The organism is Lactiplantibacillus sp. 7.2.4 (assembly GCF_018991185.1).
Classification (GTDB): domain Bacteria; phylum Bacillota; class Bacilli; order Lactobacillales; family Lactobacillaceae; genus Lactiplantibacillus; species Lactiplantibacillus pentosus.
The window spans coordinates 1-15,618 of the sequence record NZ_JAGYGS010000068.1; the positions used below are offsets into that span (position 1 = coordinate 1).

Below are 15,618 nucleotides of genomic sequence, written 5' to 3' on the forward strand. Positions count from 1 at the left end.
TGAGTGATATTGCTTGGATAATCAGTCATAATGAAGTCCTTTTTTTTTACATATTTTACCGGAAATTCAAGCGTCTTTCAAAGACCTCAAACAGTTTCTTAGACCAACAGACCTGACAACTGTTTATTTACGACAACAACAATCAGGTCACGATGATGAAGGTAATGTCATTACGGCGGGATGGAGCAATCCAATTGCAGTGAGGATGAACATTCAAGCTGCTGGCGGTTCAGTGAATGCGCAAATCTGGGGCAAAGACCTTAAGTACATTAAATCTGGTAAGTATCAAGGTAATCAGATCAATGAAGGTCAACAAGAAAATTGGGGTGTTTGTGTCAATGTTACTAAAGATAGCGAGCCAGATTACGTTATCAATTCGATACAAACATTCAGCACCCATAAAAATATCACTTTAGAGCAACGTAAACGAGGCGAATAGAATGGCTGAAGTTGAATGGCGTGGCAGTGATAAGCTGAAAGCTCAGCTCAAAAAAATGCCCAGTGTGGTTCACGATGCCATCTGGGATGCTACTTTTGATGTTGTTGAGAAAGCAGAGGGCTATGCAGTCAAAGAACTTCAATCCAGCGTTAAGTATGGAAATGGTGAGTTGGCTCGAAGTATTAAATATGAGGTTGTCGATAGTGATGGCAAGATTGTCGGTCGTGTCTGGTCCGATGACCCAGTAGCGCTATTTCGTGAGCTCGGTACTGGACGAGTGGGTGAGGAGTCGCAAAAAGATTTACCCGATGGATTTACACCAGTGTACAGGCAAACGCCTTGGTTCATTCCTGCTGATGACGTTGATACTGACCTGAGTGAACTGTATGGTATGCCTAAAATCGAAATCGACGGACACACATTCTATCGGACAAGCGGTCAACCCGCCCGCCAGTTTTTAACCCCCGCCGTCAAACAAGCCAGTCGTGAGGCACCAGAGATGATTAAGCAGAGTGTGGAGGCCGCACTCCATAACAAATTAGGGGGTAGTTGATGGTAATTATTAATGTGAAGTCAGTAGTGTATCAAGCACTAACGGCTATACCGGAAATTAAACAGGTCTCAACCACGTACCCAGATAATTTAACGGTGTTCCCAATCGCTGTATACAACACGGCACATAAAGCCTATTTTCGTGATGCTAATCAGCAAGAGTTGCAAACGGAATGGACGATCACAATTGACCTCTTCTTAAAAGAAGGTAGCACAACGGCAATCACGAATAAGCTCATGTCATCATTTGGTGATATGGGATTTTCAAGCGATGTTGGTGATAGCAATTTAGCGGGTGTGAATCGCACTGTATTACGATTTACTGGTGTTGTTGATAACACTAGTCACCGCGTATTTGAAAGTTGAAAGGATGATTGAAATTGAAAAAGAATTTAACAGTATTTGATTTACAACGATTTGCTGCAGACGCTAGTGCCGGGCTTGCCGGAACAGGGACCAAGCTTGAAATGTCAGTGGATGGCACTAAGTTTGATGAAATTGGCGGTATTAAGACCGTTCCTGACATGGGTTCAGACCCAGAAAATATCGATGTGACTGATTTATCAGATACGAAAAAGAAGTCAGTTCCTGGGATTGAAAATACATCAACGTTAGCTTTTACCTTTGTGTACAAGGGCAGCAACTTTGCAACGGCTTTAACGCACAATGGTGACAATAAGCAATATAAATGGAAGGTCACTTATCCTGATGGGATGACAGCTTCTTTCACTGGCTCATATACCGTCAAAATGGGTAACGTTGCTGTCAACGGAGCACTTGAATACACGATTTCGATTATCGTATCGGACGGACCGGACTTTGCAACGGCCAGTAGTAGCGCCGGAGCTTAGAACCGTCACATTTTATCCAGATAATAATTAACTTGAGTAAGAGACGAGTAGGCCAGCAGGCTGATATGAGACGAATAATAAAAATGGAGGAACTACGTTATGACAGTAAAGAAAGCAACTAAGAAGTTTGAAATGGGTGGATTACAACTTGAATTAAAGTTAACAGGCCGTGATATTTTGAATATTGAAAAACGCTTGGGTAAATCTATGATGTCGCTCTTTATGAGTGCGGATGGCGGAATGAAATTGCCACCATTGAATGAAATGCTTATCGTATTGCAAGGTGCGAACCAAACTCACGGCGTTACTGATAACGACATTTTTGCTGCCTTTGAAAAATATTTTGATGAAGGTCATGCCCCAATGGATTTATTTACAGTGCTAACAGACTTATTCCAGGAATCTGGTTTTTTCGGCAAGACAGCTTCGGCTTCGAAGACGAATACGGAATCGGAAGTCACTCTGGACAACGAACCAACGACCGAGACGACACTTTAAGCAATAATTACCAGACTGTTTCTGAGTTGCTAAGTGCTATTTACCCATTGGCCGTGCAATCTGGGATTGATTCTGACCACTTTTGGGAACTTGATTTTGGTGAACTCATGGTTCAAGTAATCGCAAATAATCGTAACCGTATAGATGATGTGCGAATGAGAGCGGTAATGGATCACAAGCAAGCTGAGATGATGGCATTTGCTTTGAACGACCCTAGCAAAATGCCATCGGTTGAAGAGGCTTATCCATTTATCAAAACAGCGACTAGTACATCGTCGGATTCTGTTCCTGAATGGAAACGGGACCAGTTGCTTCTAATGCAGCAATCGCAAAAGATTAAGACAGCCCGAAAATTCAAAAAAAACTACATAGGAAGGGGGAAACAACGTGGAACTTGAAGAAATTGAACTGCTATTCAAAGTGAACACTGAACAAATGGAACAACAATTTGCCAAGGTTCAACCGATGATTGATAAATTGATGGGGAAGACCGCTGATAGTGCGAAGTCCGGTATGGACAAGACCGAGCAGTCGATGGATGTTTCTAAAGGTGTTCAAAAGTTGCAAGACCAGTTGTCCGGTTTGAACGAGACTATCAAAACTGCATTCGAACGAATGAGTAGCTCGACATCTACCGGGGCTAGCAAGGTCAACCAGAATGCTGGCAAGATGTTTACCGGTAGCCGGGTTAAGGTAAAACAGGACTTACAGGCTATGCTGAGTGATATCAATGCAAAGATGGATCAGGCCCGAGCTGCTCAAGCCAAGATGCGTGACTTAATGAATCAAAAAACGTCCTTGAATACCGCTCAACAGAATGGGACGCAAGGAATTAAAATTGATAATCAGGTTGCGTCCGCTCAAGCTCAGATGACGCGTTATCAAAACCAAGCTAAAGCTCTAGCCCAATCAATGCGACAAGAATTTAAAGCGGTGCCGGACTCACTGCGGCAGATTTCTAAAGCTATGGATCAAAACGAAGTTAAAATTGAAACCTATCGGCGTCAGTTGAAGGCGTTGCAGGGCTCCTATCGTGATGTTCAGGATTCTATGAAGACGATGGGTGCCAGCGACCGGCTGACCAAGCAAAGCACGGCACTTGAAAAGAGCATCATGAGCACACGCGATAAGATGAACAAGCTCATTAATTCCAATGATAGTCTGAACAAGAGCTATGCTTATGTTTCTGATCGTGGTGACGAACTTAAATCTGTAATTGGTAAGCTCAATACTGAGATGGGTGAATCCGGGACGGCTGCTACACGAGCGGCAGGTTCGTATAATCGTTTCGGCAGTGCGGCAAGTAGCGCAATGAATAAAGCATCAGGTTCCGGTAAGGGGCCTTCTAATTGGTTCAGTCGCATTAGCAACGGTATTCAAGGTGCAACAAGCCGGATACGCAATTTTGGAAATAGTAGTAGTTCTTCAATGAACAAAGCCTCTTCTAGTGCTAGACGGACCAGCGGGGCCCTGGGCGGCATTGCCCAGCAGTTGAAGTACCTCCCATCACAATTAATCGTATTTGGGTTGCTGTACCAAGGCTTGACGCAACTTGCTACTGGGATGATGACAGCATTTAAGACGAACGCGCAGTTTGCAAGTAGTCTGAATCAAATCAAGGTCAATTTACTGACAGCATTCTATCCGATTTACAACTTTGTACTTCCGGCTGTCAATGCATTAATGTCGTCATTATCTAAAGCGACATCATGGTTGGCACAGTTCACATCAGCACTAACGGGTATGAGCTATTCCAAGGCGCGGCAAGGTGCTCAGGGACTTTATGAGCAATCTAAGGCACTAAATGACACGGCTGCCGCTTCTAGCAAAGCTTCTGCTTCTGTTAAGAAGGCAAACGAAGAGATTCGAAAGCAAAATGCGGCTCAGGCTAAATCAGTTCGTGAAGCAAATGCTCAAATTCGGGCGCAAAATCAGGCTAAAGCAGCCTCAGTTCGTGAGGCTAATCGACAAATTGCGGAGTCGAACAAACAAGGTGCTGCCAAAGTTCGTGCTGCTAACGCGGCAATTGAAGCCGCCAATAAACGTTCTCAGGCTTCCATGGAAGCAACCAAGAAAAAGAACAAAGAACTCATGCAGTCTTTAATGGGATTTGATGAGCTCAATGTCTTGGATAAGAGTAGCGATGATGAAGACTATTCCTACGATAAAAAGCCTAAAGAGACATTTACGCCGCAAGAAATGCAAACTGCGCCAGAGTCAACACCCACGCAAAGTGCACCAGAAAGTACACCGTTGCAGTCGACGGATGACATTGGTAGTGAAGCCGGTAATGATGGTGTTAATTTTGGTGTTCCGTTAGGTCAGTCATTCAATAGCGCAACGGATGCAGCAAAAAAGTTACAAAAAGTTTTGGGTGAACTTTTTGATCCAATGAAGGCGGCGTGGGACGCCAAGGGTAAGTCGGTAGTAGATGCGGCTAAGTATGCTTGGAAAGAGGTCGGACGCGCCCTTGGGGATGTTGGTCGGTCGTTTATGCATGTATGGGATAACGGCACTGGTCAGAAAACAGTAGAAGCTATCTTACAATTGTTAGCAGACATGCTTAATATTATTGGCGATATTGCCAAAGCTTTCTCACAAGCATGGGAAGGTGGCGGCGGTCGTGGTACTAAGCTAGTCCAAACCATTTTTAATTCGCTAAATAATGTATTGAAACTGATACATGATATTGCCACTTCATTCTGTAGTGCATGGAATGGCGGCAATCTGGGCGAACGGATTTTTGCCAATCTCATTACGTTGGTGACAAATTTAGTCGGGCTGATTGGTAATATCGCTAAGGCGTTTGATAATGCATGGAATCATGGCAACACTGGTACCAAGCTTATTCAATCAATTTTAAATGCATTGAACGCTGTAATAAAAGTGCTTAATAATATTGCAGTAGCATTTCGTAATGCTTGGAATAGTGGTGCGGGTGAGAAAATTGCATCAAATCTCTACAAGATATTCACAAACATCTTTAATACTGTTAGTGCACTTGGCGGTCAATTTGACAAGGCTTGGCAACATGGTGGTGTTGGTACATCTATTTTTAAAACGCTGCTCGGTATGGTTAATGACATGTTGGGTGCGTTAAATGACATGGCAGGAGCAACAGTTAAGTGGGCTTCTAAACTTGACTTTACGCCCTTACTGCAATCGATTGATAGATTACTAAAAGCGATTAGACCAGTAGTCAAAGATGTATGGGACGGCCTGGATTGGGGATATCAAAATATCCTGTTACCATTGGCCAAATACACGATTACTAATTTAATCCCAACGTTCTTCGATGCATTAGCTGCGGCGCTTAAATTGGTTCACAGCATTATTCAAGCTTCACAGCCAGCATTTAAATGGATATGGGATTCGTTCCTAAAGCCATTAGCAAAGTGGACTGGTGGAGTTATCGTTGGCGTGCTTAAGAAGTTAGCAGATGCATTAGGCGGGATTTCCAGTTGGGTAGATAAACACCATACGGCCGTTGAAGCAATGGCGAAAGTCTTAGTAACTATGTTTGCGTTTAAAGTAACAATGACGGGGCTAAGCAATGGAATAGGACTACTTGGAAAATTAGCTGATAAAGCGGCTATTATTGGTGGTAAAGGGCATGTTCTCAGAGACTTTTTTAAAGGGATTACTGGAATTGATAAGCTAGAAGAAGCTGTTGGCAGCGTGAAGACATTATGGTCGCTTGCAAAAATGAAGTGGTCAGATTATGCTGCTGCATTAGCAGATGGTTGGAAGGCTCTCAAAAATTGGAGTATTTGGTCTAAATTGGCAGCCGCCGGACAAGCAGTATTAGATGCTGCAATGGATGCTAACCCAATAGGATTAGTCGTACTTGCGATTGCGGCATTAGTTGCTGGATTCGTCGCGCTATACAAACATAATAAGAAATTTAGAGATTTTTGTAATTCTGTGTGGAAGCATATAACCAAATGGTTTGGAGATTCAATCGATTGGATCTCTAAAAATTGGACTAAAATAATTGGTTTTATTATTAATCCGGTTGGCACGATTGCTTCCTGGTTCCTTAAAGATACAAAAACAGGTAAGAATATTCTTAAATGGGCATCGAAATTACCTGGTAAAGCCTCCGATTGGGCTAAGAGTGTTGGTAAAAAGGTTGGGACCCATATAACTAATGCTAAGAAGGATTTCCAAAAAGCAGGAAAGAATATTGGTAATTGGACTACTGGGTTTGTTGGCGGTGCTAAGAGAACTGTTAACACTTGGGCATCGAATATTGGCAACGGTGTTCATAAGAAAGTTTCTGATGGTAAAAAGGCCGCTCAAGAAGCGGGTAAAAAGATTGGTAACTGGACGTCTGAGTTTACGAGCAAATCTAAAGGTGCAATCGTCGGTATTCGAAAATGGGCATCAAATATTGGTAGTAATGTTAATACTAAAGTCGAAGATGGCAAACGATTAGCCAAGAATGCGGGTAGTAAGTTAGGTTCATGGGTTAATAACTTTAGAACTGGCGCAAGTAAGACTGTCTCTAGTTGGGCTGGAAGTTTAGGCTCGAAGACTAATTCTGGAATGGGGAGTTCTAGGGCGGCTGCGTTAAGAGCCGGTACTCAGTTAGGTAGTTGCCTCGTTTAGAACTGGCACGGGTAAAACAATTGCAAAATGGGCCGGTGGTTTAGGCGGTAAAATTGGTGGCGGTCTTTCATCTGGTTGGAAGTCTGTAAAAAAGGGTTCTGCGGATGTTGCTAATGCAATAATTGGTACGATTGGAAAAGCCGTTAATGGCGTTATCGATGGCATTAAATGGATTCTCAATCACGTAGGCGCCTCCAGCAAAGCAAAGTCATTGAGTCACTGGAGTGTTCCTTCATTTGCAACTGGTGGTCGCCATAAAGGTGGTCCTGCAATCGTTAATGATCAGGTTGGTGATAAGTATCGTGAAGCATACAAGTTACCAAATGGACGAACAGGTCTTTTCCCAGCAGTTCGCAATATGATGGTCAATCTTCCGAGAGGTACTCAAATTCTCAATGCGGCACAAACGGCTCGTAAAGCAACAGCAATGGTGCCACACTATGCCGGTGGTATTGGAGACTTTGATTTTGACTTTTCAAGTATTGGTAACTTCAATTTGCCAAGTTTCAACTTTAGCATGCCGAATTTTGGTGATTTGTTCAGTGGTATAGGGGACAGTGTAGGCAGTTTTGCCAATGGTGTGAAAGATACGGCAAGTGATATCTGGGACGATGTCACGCACCCTGAAAAAGTATTGAAAGCTGCTATGAACAAGTTTGTTAAATTTACCGGCTTAGGCGGCTATCCGCTAGATGTTGCTAAAAGTATGGTGGATTTTAGTGTTGATAGTGCTAAAAGTTGGGTCGGTAAGATTCTCAAAGAATACGGCGAGAGCGAAGGACCAAATGGTGGTGCAATCACTCATTCAATGATTAGTCGCGCACTCGAGATGACTAAAGTTCCTAAATCGCGGTGGTCAAAGATGCAACACGATATCATTGAAGTGGCTAAGTCAGAGACCGGGAATCGAAATATTATGCAGACAATTACTGATGTGAACTCGCTAGCTGGTAATCCTGCAGGTGGACCACTACAGTATGTCAAGTCAACCTTTGATGCATTTGCTTTTCCTGGACATCATAATTTCAGATCATCATTTGACCAAGTATTGGCTTATCTGAATAACTCAGACTATTACAATGCTGCTGGTCATACAGTCATTTGGGGCACGCCTAAATTTGATTGGTTGCACAGTGGACCGATTGGGCACCGCCGTTTTGCTAACGGCGGTCTTGTTGATACTCATCAAATGATCGAAGTGGCTGAACAGAATAAGCCGGAAATGGTTTTACCTTTAACTAACATTCCACGGTCAATGCAATTGATTAAGCAGGCACTAAGCTTCATGGGACAAACGTTCAGTGATGGCTTACAAATGCCCGCAGCTTTAACTCAGTCGATGGATATGAGCAGTCTGGCTAGTCAGCCAAGTAGTACAAGTACACAGAGTATGAATAGTGGTGGCATTAACGAGCTTGGAACAAGCATCGTGAATGCGATTGTACAGGGCTTACAAATGACAAACGTTGGCGGCAGCATGGATAATCAACCGATCAATGTGAACTTGACGTTGCAAGTTGGTGATGAGAAGTTTGGTAATGCTGCTATTAAAGGCATTAACGCGGTAAATCAGAAGAATGGTAAAAACATGTTGAGACTATAGGAGATGATTACGATTGACATATTCACTGAAGATTGGTGGGACAGTGGTTAAAGCACCACAGTCCCTAGAAGTTGCAATCCAAGATATTGATGCAAAAGCATCACGTGACGCGAATGGACTTTTGCATCGAGACCGTGTCGCAATCAAACGCAAGTTAACAGTAAAATGGGGGCCGCTAACACTGGCCGAGAATAGCACAATACTAAAAGCTGTCTCTGGACAGTTTTTTTCTTGCAGTTATTTAGACCCACAAGAAGGTGCAGTAGTGACCAAAACATTTTATGTTGGTGATCGGACTGCACCGATTTATACACTTAATCCAGTGACATCAGATTATATTTGGCAAAATGTTTCAATGGATTTCATTGAACAGTAGGCGGGTGAAAATTAATGATTAAGCAATCTGATTTAGCCCTCGCTGCATGGAAGGCAACTGAACGGACGTTGGATGCAGTTGTCACAATTAACAAGATTGACTATAAAACGACAGATATTGCATCCATTTCATATGACGCAGGTGGCTATACTGGAGATACGTTTGGTATTGGTTCGAATTATGAAAACAGCGTGACAATTAAGTTTTCACACTTAATTGAAGGACTTAAACCTGGCATGACGGTATGGCCTAAGATTGGCATAAAAACATCTAATGGCTACGAGTATAGCTCGCTTGGCCTCTTTATCGTATCAGATGACATTCAAATGGACCGAAACAACGATGAGACAACAATTAAGGCATATGACCAGATGTGTCTATTGGAGGGTACCTACACTTCTAAGTTAACTTACCCTGCGAAAATGACCAGTGTGATTGCAGAAATTGCAAATTTGGCTGGCGTGTTACTCAATACAACTGACATTAGTCGTTTGCCTGTACAAGTTAACTTACCGAGTGCTATTACCGGTCAAACGTATCGAAATGCAATTGGCATGATTGCTCAATTTTATGCTGGATTTGCAACGTTTGATAGGGACGGCAAATTAACAATTCGCACGATTGCAGAGCCAGATTATACATTAGACCCGAGCCAATACGAACAAGGTGGCTTAACGAAAAATGAAGCACCATACAAGATTGGCGGTATTCAGTGTGAGGTCACAACGACTACTACGGATTCAACAGGTCAGAGTACCGAAACTACAAACACGCTTCAAGTAGGGGCAACGTCAGGATCACAGATTAAACTCACCAACAATTTGATGACAATGGATCGTTTAGCATCAATATGGCAACAGTTACAAAGCTTGACCTTCTACCCTTTCAGTTTGAATTGGTTTGGCAATCCTGCAATAGAAGCTGGCGATTGGCTAACACTACAGGATACTAAAGGCAACAAGTTCAACGTGCCTAATAATGGTTATACTATGACGTTTGATGGCAGTTTGTCTGCTGTTTCTAAAGCAGATCAGACCTCAACCTCTAGTAGTAGCTATGCTTGGCGAGGCGAGCTATCACAATATGTTGCTGACTTAGGTGGACGGCAAGGTGCTTCGGGTAACTATATCTATGGTACAGATACAACTGAACCGCCATACGGAGCTAAATTTAACGATATCTGGTACAAACAGAACGGTAATAAAGTTGAATTGTGGACTTACGAGCGTCAGGCAGATGGAACTGGTAAATGGGTACTTACTGTGTCGGACGCTACTGGGGAAGAAGTGAAAGCAAAAGTTGACCAAGTGGAACTGGAAGCTAAGGCCAGTACAGATGCAGCTAAAGCGGTCAGTGATAAGGCTGACCAGCTTGCGGCCAAGTATGATGACACGAGTGCATTAGCTCATCAAGCACTAGACAAAGCTGTAAGTGCTCAAAGTGACGCTAGTTCTGCAGTTGCCACAGCAAATTCTACAGCTTCGGAGTTCGGCAAAGTTGACCAAAAAGCTGGTAGTGCTTTAGCTAGTGCATTGAATGCTCAAAGTGATGCTAGTGATGCAGTTTCCACAGCAAATTCCACAGCTTCGGAGTTCGGAAAAGTTGATCAAAAGGCAGATAGTGCCTTAGCTAATGCATTGAATGCTCAAAGTGACGCTAGTGATGCAGTAAAACAGGCTTCTTCCGCCGCAGCTGATTCTAAAGATGCCAAGCAAATTGCCGGAGCAGTCAGCCAGAGTTATAAGACACTAACTGACGGATCGACTATGACCATTGCTGAGTTAGAAAGTGGTCTAGCTGTCAAACTGACTAAGACTGATTTGGACGGTTACGCTACTCAGACCTGGACTCAAAATCAGGTTAAGATGACTGCTGATGGAATTAACGGAACCATGTCCAGTATCAAGAGTACCGTCGATAGTCAGACGACCAGTATTAATGACCTGAAGGCTGATTCCAGTTCATTTAAGAGTCAGTTTACAACGGTTAATAATACTCTTGGTAAGCACACCACTGATATTGGAAGTCTGCAAGCTACGTCTAAAGAATTGAGTAGCGTGTTTAATACGTTAACAAGTGATAATACAACTAATAAGAATGATATTAGTCGACTTAAACAGACTTCCACCGAGCTTAGTAGCACCATGGAGACTGTTCAAACACAGGTTCAAAATAGTGCTGTCGGGACTAACCTATTAACAGGTACTGGTGATCATGCAGTTACAAATACAGGAAAACCATATGTCTATGGTTACCTTTCAAACGAAACTACTGATGATCTGCTAACCTTATTTAAAGGATTAGAAGGGCAAACTGTTACTTTATCAGTTGACTATGAATACTCAGGATTCATAGCTGGAAGTTATAATAACCGTCTAGGGTTTGAAATTAAAATAGTTGCAGATACCACAAACTATTTTGGCACATGGTACTATCCTAATAATGATTCAGGTTCAGGAAGGCTGTCCAAAACATTTGTAGTACCGAAAAACATAACAGAAATTGGATATGCTAATGGATATGTTCAACTTTCAGGCTCTGGAATTGGGATTGTAAGTCATCTTAAATTGGAAAAAGGCAGTCTAGCAACTGATTGGTGTCCTAATCCAGCTGACAATGCTTCGGTTACTGCGTTCTCTCAACTTTCACAAACTGTGGACGGTATGAAAGTTGATATTTCTAAAAAGATTGAACAGAAAGATCTCAATGGATACGCCACAGAAACCTGGACGCAAAATCAGATTAATGTTACTGCTGATGGCATTAATGCAACTATATCAAGTGTCAAGAGTACGGTTAATGGACAGACTACTAGTATTAATGACTTAAAGGCTGACTCTAGTTCTTTTAAGAGTCAGTTTACAACGGTTAACAATACTCTCGGTAAGCAAACCACCGACATTGGAACCTTACAAGCCACCTCTAAAGAATTAACTACCGGTTTTAATACGTTAACAAGCGATAATACGACTAATAAGAATGATATTAGCCAACTTAAACAGACTGCCTCAGAAGTCAGCAGCACTTTAGAAACTGTTCAGACACAGGTTCAAAATAGTGCTGTTGGGACTAACTTACTACTAGATTCTCAAACACAGATGAGAGAACCGTCTTGGTATACTAAAAACTTGGCATGGACTGAAAATCGAGGAACTTATCTTGGGTCAAATATAGAGTACGTCACAAACGCATTTAGCAATATTCGATACAGTTATAAAGATCTATTAGACCGTGGCGTTATAAATACCACGGATGACTTTACCTATTCTATTTACTTTAGAGTAGTGGGCGAAGATCCTGCAGGAATGTCGTATGCTTCTATTCGCTTTTACTCGTCTGCAACTACAAAAGATAATTCCATACCTATGCAACTACAAAAGATAATTCCATACCTATGCAACTAACAAGCTTAAAAGAGGGCCAGTGGGTACGAATAGTAGTTCCTTTCAAGTTTACGGACGTTAAGTATGATCCGACTAAGGATTACGAAAATTCAATACGCATCGAAATGTCGGCAGGTCCAAAAGTAGCTGGTGCACGGTATGAGTTTGCAGCGCCAAAACTTGAAAAAGGATCAGCAGCCACCGATTTCTCGGTCAATCCTGAAGACACAGCTACGGTTACTGCTTTATCCCAGCTTTCACAAACTGTTGACGGTATGAAACTTGATATTTCCAAGAAAATTGAACAGAAAGACCTTAATGGGTATGCCACTCAAACTTGGGCACAAAATCAGATTAATGCCACTGCTGATGGAATTAATGCAACTTTATCAAGTGTCAAAACTACGGTCGATGGGCATGATACTAGTATTAATGAATTAAAGGCTGATTCCAGTGGGTTTAAAAGTCAGTTTACAACAGTTAATAATACTCTAGGTAAGCAATCTACTGATATTGGTACACTTCAAGCAACAAGCAAATCTTTGAGTGCTAACTTTGATTCACTAAATTCTGACAATAAAACAAATAAGCATAACATTAGCCAATTGCAAGCGAGTGCTACGGAATTTAATAGCACTTTAATGACAGTTCAGCAACGAGTTACTGATAGTGCTGTGGGAACAAACCTGTATACCGATACTCAGAATTTTGACAACTTAGCATCATGGAACACAGCCGGTTCCGCCCCATCCACTTATTGGACAAAAACTACGGATACCTATAATGGGTTAGCTGTAATACAGACAACCGCAAATTGGAATGGGCTAAGCCAATATATCCAAGTTAAAAAAGGTGATTTTTTAACTTATAGTGCGTACGTTAAAAACACAAGTGGTACTGGATCAAGTACGGTCTACTGGTTACTCAACAATAACCCTGAAGGTAGTTACAGCACCGCTAGAGCAAATCCAGCCAAGAACGTAGTAACAATAACAAATTCATGGCAGAGAATATCAGTGACAACAGTTGCCACTAGTGACGGTTATTTACGCCCCCGACTTGAACGAACTCCTGACAATGTCAATACCATACAGATTGCCGGAATCAAGGTAGAAAAAGGCTCCGTAGCTACTGATTGGTGCCCTAATCCAGCAGATAATGCGACCGTTACTGCTTTATCCCAGCTTTCTCAAACTATCGATTCCGTTCAAACAACTGTACGTGGAAAGGTTGATAATGAAACTTATCAGTCAAAGATTACACAATTGAATGACCTGATAGATCTTCGTGTTGAAAATGCGGGGGTTATCAACGCAATTAATATCACCCCTGAACGAATCAAGATACGCGGTAATAAACTGCATATTACGGCTGATACCTATATTGATAATGCAGTTATTAAGGATGCCATGATTGCTAACTTAAGCGCTGATAAGCTTACTGCAGGTACTATTGATGCTGCGAATATAAATGTAATCAATTTGAATGCGAACAATATAACAACCGGTACGATTAACGGTAGTAACTTATCAATTAATCTGAATACTGGTAATGTTCAATTCCAGGCGGGACGTATCCATTCGGCTGATAATGCAATTGATATTAATATTGACTCAGGGTATATGTCAGTAGCAAACGGCAGTAATCGTGTAATGTTAAAAGATGGTGAAATGCAATTTGTACAACCCGGAACTTATGACACATCTACCGATCCCTATCTAAGTATCTCAAATACGTTTGGTGGGCAATCAACTGAAGGCGCTGCTTTTATTGGTCGTAAATACGCAGTCTTGACAAATTCGGATAATGCAACTGGAAGTGGAATATTTGACATAGGAATTGGAACAGAGAAATTTAGTGGTTTTGCAACTGGGTATGGTTCTGGCCTTTTGAATAAAGGATGGCACATGACTAAAGTTGGTGGAGCTGATCGCGGTGTGGTTATATCTGGAGGTAAAGCCACGTCATACAATCAATACTGGTCAGCCAGTCCTTCAATTATGGTTGGTGCTACACATACTAGTACTCATTCTGGAGGTATGAATGGGTCAAACATTATTATGGATTGTAACTACTTGTACAACTTTAGCACATGGGTGAAAACCACCAGTCATGCGGCTAACGTTTATGTTGCTGATGATGGTGCCATTGTTAGAGCTAGTTCGGCTTCTAAGTATAAAACAAATATCGAACGATCATTCGAGACTGAGATGGGCGAACGTATCCTGGAAGTTCCAACTGCGCATTGGTTTGATAAAGCAGAAGTTCTTAACAAAACATTAGATCCTCAAGCTCCAGATCCTCGCCGATATTTCGGTATGATTGCTGATGATGTAGACGATGCTGGATTAACTGAATTAGTAGAATACAATGACAGAGGTGAAGTAGAAGGGCTTATGTATGATCGTATTACATTGACTCTTATCCCAATCATTCGTAATTACCGAGATCGCATTAACAAATTAGAATCAGAAATTAAACAATTGAAAGAAGGATAATTATGTCAAAAACATCAGTACAATTAGGATTCAAGAATGGTGAATTAGTAAACATTTATCAAGCGCTTCAGGAATACAAGCTCAAGGGTCGGGCATCGTTGGGCCGAACATGGCTCGGGAAACGTCTTGCTGATGCAGACAAACAATTTAACGAAGATCGTACTGCCACACAGAAAGTATATTTCAAAACTGATGATGACGGGGAATTTGTATACCAAGCAGATAAAAAAACATTAATTTTAAAAGATGACTACACAATGGAAGAAGCACAGTCAAACTTTGATCAATTAGTCAATGAAGTGATTACTATTGACGTGAGCCAGTATTCTGAAAGAATTAAAGCTCTCTATCAAGCACTCGCAGATTACCCATACGAGTTGGACGGTCAGACTGCAGAAGTATATGCCGTTTTATTTGATGAATTAGAAAAAGCATTTGGAAAGGGTGACAAATGATGGAATTATTAAACACTAGCATCTCTTATAATATTGATGGAACTGGTAATACGAGTTCTGTAATTGCAGGTATTCGTGGCGAAGTAGAAGGTCGAGTAACTATTACGGCAAATGTCACTATTTATCCGAAAGACTTAGCTAAAGATGAAACTTTCGATGATCTAACAAAAAAAGAATTATCAAAACGTGCGGTGGATAAGATTCCATCAATCATTGATTCTCTAATTGCAATTAATGGTGGGTGGAATTTTACTGCTGGCAAGATTTCATCGGTATCCACTCAATTTAATCAGTCTGAAACTGGCACATATGTGAATGCGAATGTTACTGCCACTGAATCAGATTTTTCAGA

General features: G+C 41.7%; 13 protein-coding genes. All 13 read left to right on the top strand.

The window, feature by feature from the left end:
- Positions 1 to 64: 64 nt before the first annotated feature.
- On the top strand, positions 65 to 439 hold the full coding sequence (locus KGF70_RS14620) for a hypothetical protein (protein WP_216769280.1): 375 nt from the start codon (positions 65 to 67) through the stop codon (positions 437 to 439).
- 1 nt (position 440) lies between these two features.
- Positions 441 to 992 carry an HK97 gp10 family phage protein gene (locus tag KGF70_RS14625; RefSeq protein WP_044431353.1) on the top strand — a complete coding sequence of 184 codons (552 nt, stop codon included), beginning with the start codon at positions 441 to 443 and terminating at the stop codon, positions 990 to 992.
- Positions 992 to 1,357 carry a hypothetical protein gene (locus tag KGF70_RS14630; RefSeq protein ID WP_003642824.1) on the top strand — a complete coding sequence of 122 codons (366 nt, stop codon included), beginning with the start codon at positions 992 to 994 and terminating at the stop codon, positions 1,355 to 1,357. Before KGF70_RS14625 ends, KGF70_RS14630 begins: the two co-directional genes overlap by 1 nt.
- Positions 1,358 to 1,371: 14 nt before the next feature.
- Positions 1,372 to 1,842, top strand: coding sequence for a phage tail tube protein (locus tag KGF70_RS14635; protein WP_013355728.1), 471 nt, complete (start codon positions 1,372 to 1,374; stop codon positions 1,840 to 1,842).
- A gap of 99 nt (positions 1,843 to 1,941) precedes the next feature.
- The gene (locus KGF70_RS14640; protein WP_033608825.1) at positions 1,942 to 2,340 is read left to right on the top strand and encodes a DUF6096 family protein; all 399 of its coding nucleotides are present in this window, start codon (positions 1,942 to 1,944) and stop codon (positions 2,338 to 2,340) included.
- Positions 2,341 to 2,393: 53 nt separating this feature from the next.
- Positions 2,394 to 2,738, top strand: a complete 345-nt coding sequence (locus KGF70_RS14645; RefSeq protein WP_367115012.1) for a hypothetical protein — start codon at positions 2,394 to 2,396, stop codon at positions 2,736 to 2,738.
- Complete coding sequence (locus KGF70_RS14650; protein ID WP_367889999.1) at positions 2,728 to 6,951, top strand: phage tail protein; 4,224 nt, start codon at positions 2,728 to 2,730, stop codon at positions 6,949 to 6,951. The genes KGF70_RS14645 and KGF70_RS14650 overlap by 11 nt, the downstream gene beginning before the upstream one ends.
- 211 nt (positions 6,952 to 7,162) lie before the next feature.
- The gene (locus tag KGF70_RS17435) at positions 7,163 to 8,554 is read left to right on the top strand and encodes a hypothetical protein (RefSeq protein WP_253954875.1); all 1,392 of its coding nucleotides are present in this window, start codon (positions 7,163 to 7,165) and stop codon (positions 8,552 to 8,554) included.
- Positions 8,555 to 8,567: 13 nt separating this feature from the next.
- Positions 8,568 to 8,930: a DUF6711 family protein gene (locus KGF70_RS14655; RefSeq protein WP_013355725.1), complete on the top strand. Its 363-nt coding sequence runs from the start codon at positions 8,568 to 8,570 to the stop codon at positions 8,928 to 8,930.
- A 14-nt stretch (positions 8,931 to 8,944) separates the two neighbouring features.
- Positions 8,945 to 12,334, top strand: coding sequence for a hypothetical protein (locus KGF70_RS14660; protein ID WP_253954874.1), 3,390 nt, complete (start codon positions 8,945 to 8,947; stop codon positions 12,332 to 12,334).
- Positions 12,325 to 14,811 (top strand): gp58-like family protein, encoded by a 2,487-nt coding sequence (locus tag KGF70_RS14665; protein WP_216769276.1) that lies wholly within the window; start codon positions 12,325 to 12,327, stop codon positions 14,809 to 14,811. Before KGF70_RS14660 ends, KGF70_RS14665 begins: the two co-directional genes overlap by 10 nt.
- Before the next feature lie 2 nt (positions 14,812 to 14,813).
- Positions 14,814 to 15,266: a DUF1617 family protein gene (locus tag KGF70_RS14670; protein WP_216769274.1), complete on the top strand. Its 453-nt coding sequence runs from the start codon at positions 14,814 to 14,816 to the stop codon at positions 15,264 to 15,266.
- On the top strand, positions 15,263 to 15,618 hold a 356-nt coding region (locus tag KGF70_RS14675), incomplete at its 3' end, for a hypothetical protein (RefSeq protein ID WP_253955627.1). The genes KGF70_RS14670 and KGF70_RS14675, both read left to right, overlap by 4 nt.

What these genes read in the sequence shown, in the direction of transcription:
- KGF70_RS14625 (WP_044431353.1), top strand. Translation starts at nt 441, where the DNA reads ATGGCTGAAGTTGAATGGCGTGGCAGTGATAAGCTGAAAGCTCAGCTC.
- KGF70_RS14630 (WP_003642824.1), top strand. Translation starts at nt 992, where the DNA reads ATGGTAATTATTAATGTGAAGTCAGTAGTGTATCAAGCACTAACGGCT.
- KGF70_RS14640 (WP_033608825.1), top strand. Translation starts at nt 1,942, where the DNA reads ATGACAGTAAAGAAAGCAACTAAGAAGTTTGAAATGGGTGGATTACAA.
- KGF70_RS14660 (WP_253954874.1), top strand. Translation starts at nt 8,945, where the DNA reads ATGATTAAGCAATCTGATTTAGCCCTCGCTGCATGGAAGGCAACTGAA.
- KGF70_RS14665 (WP_216769276.1), top strand. Translation starts at nt 12,325, where the DNA reads ATGCAACTAACAAGCTTAAAAGAGGGCCAGTGGGTACGAATAGTAGTT.
- KGF70_RS14670 (WP_216769274.1), top strand. Translation starts at nt 14,814, where the DNA reads ATGTCAAAAACATCAGTACAATTAGGATTCAAGAATGGTGAATTAGTA.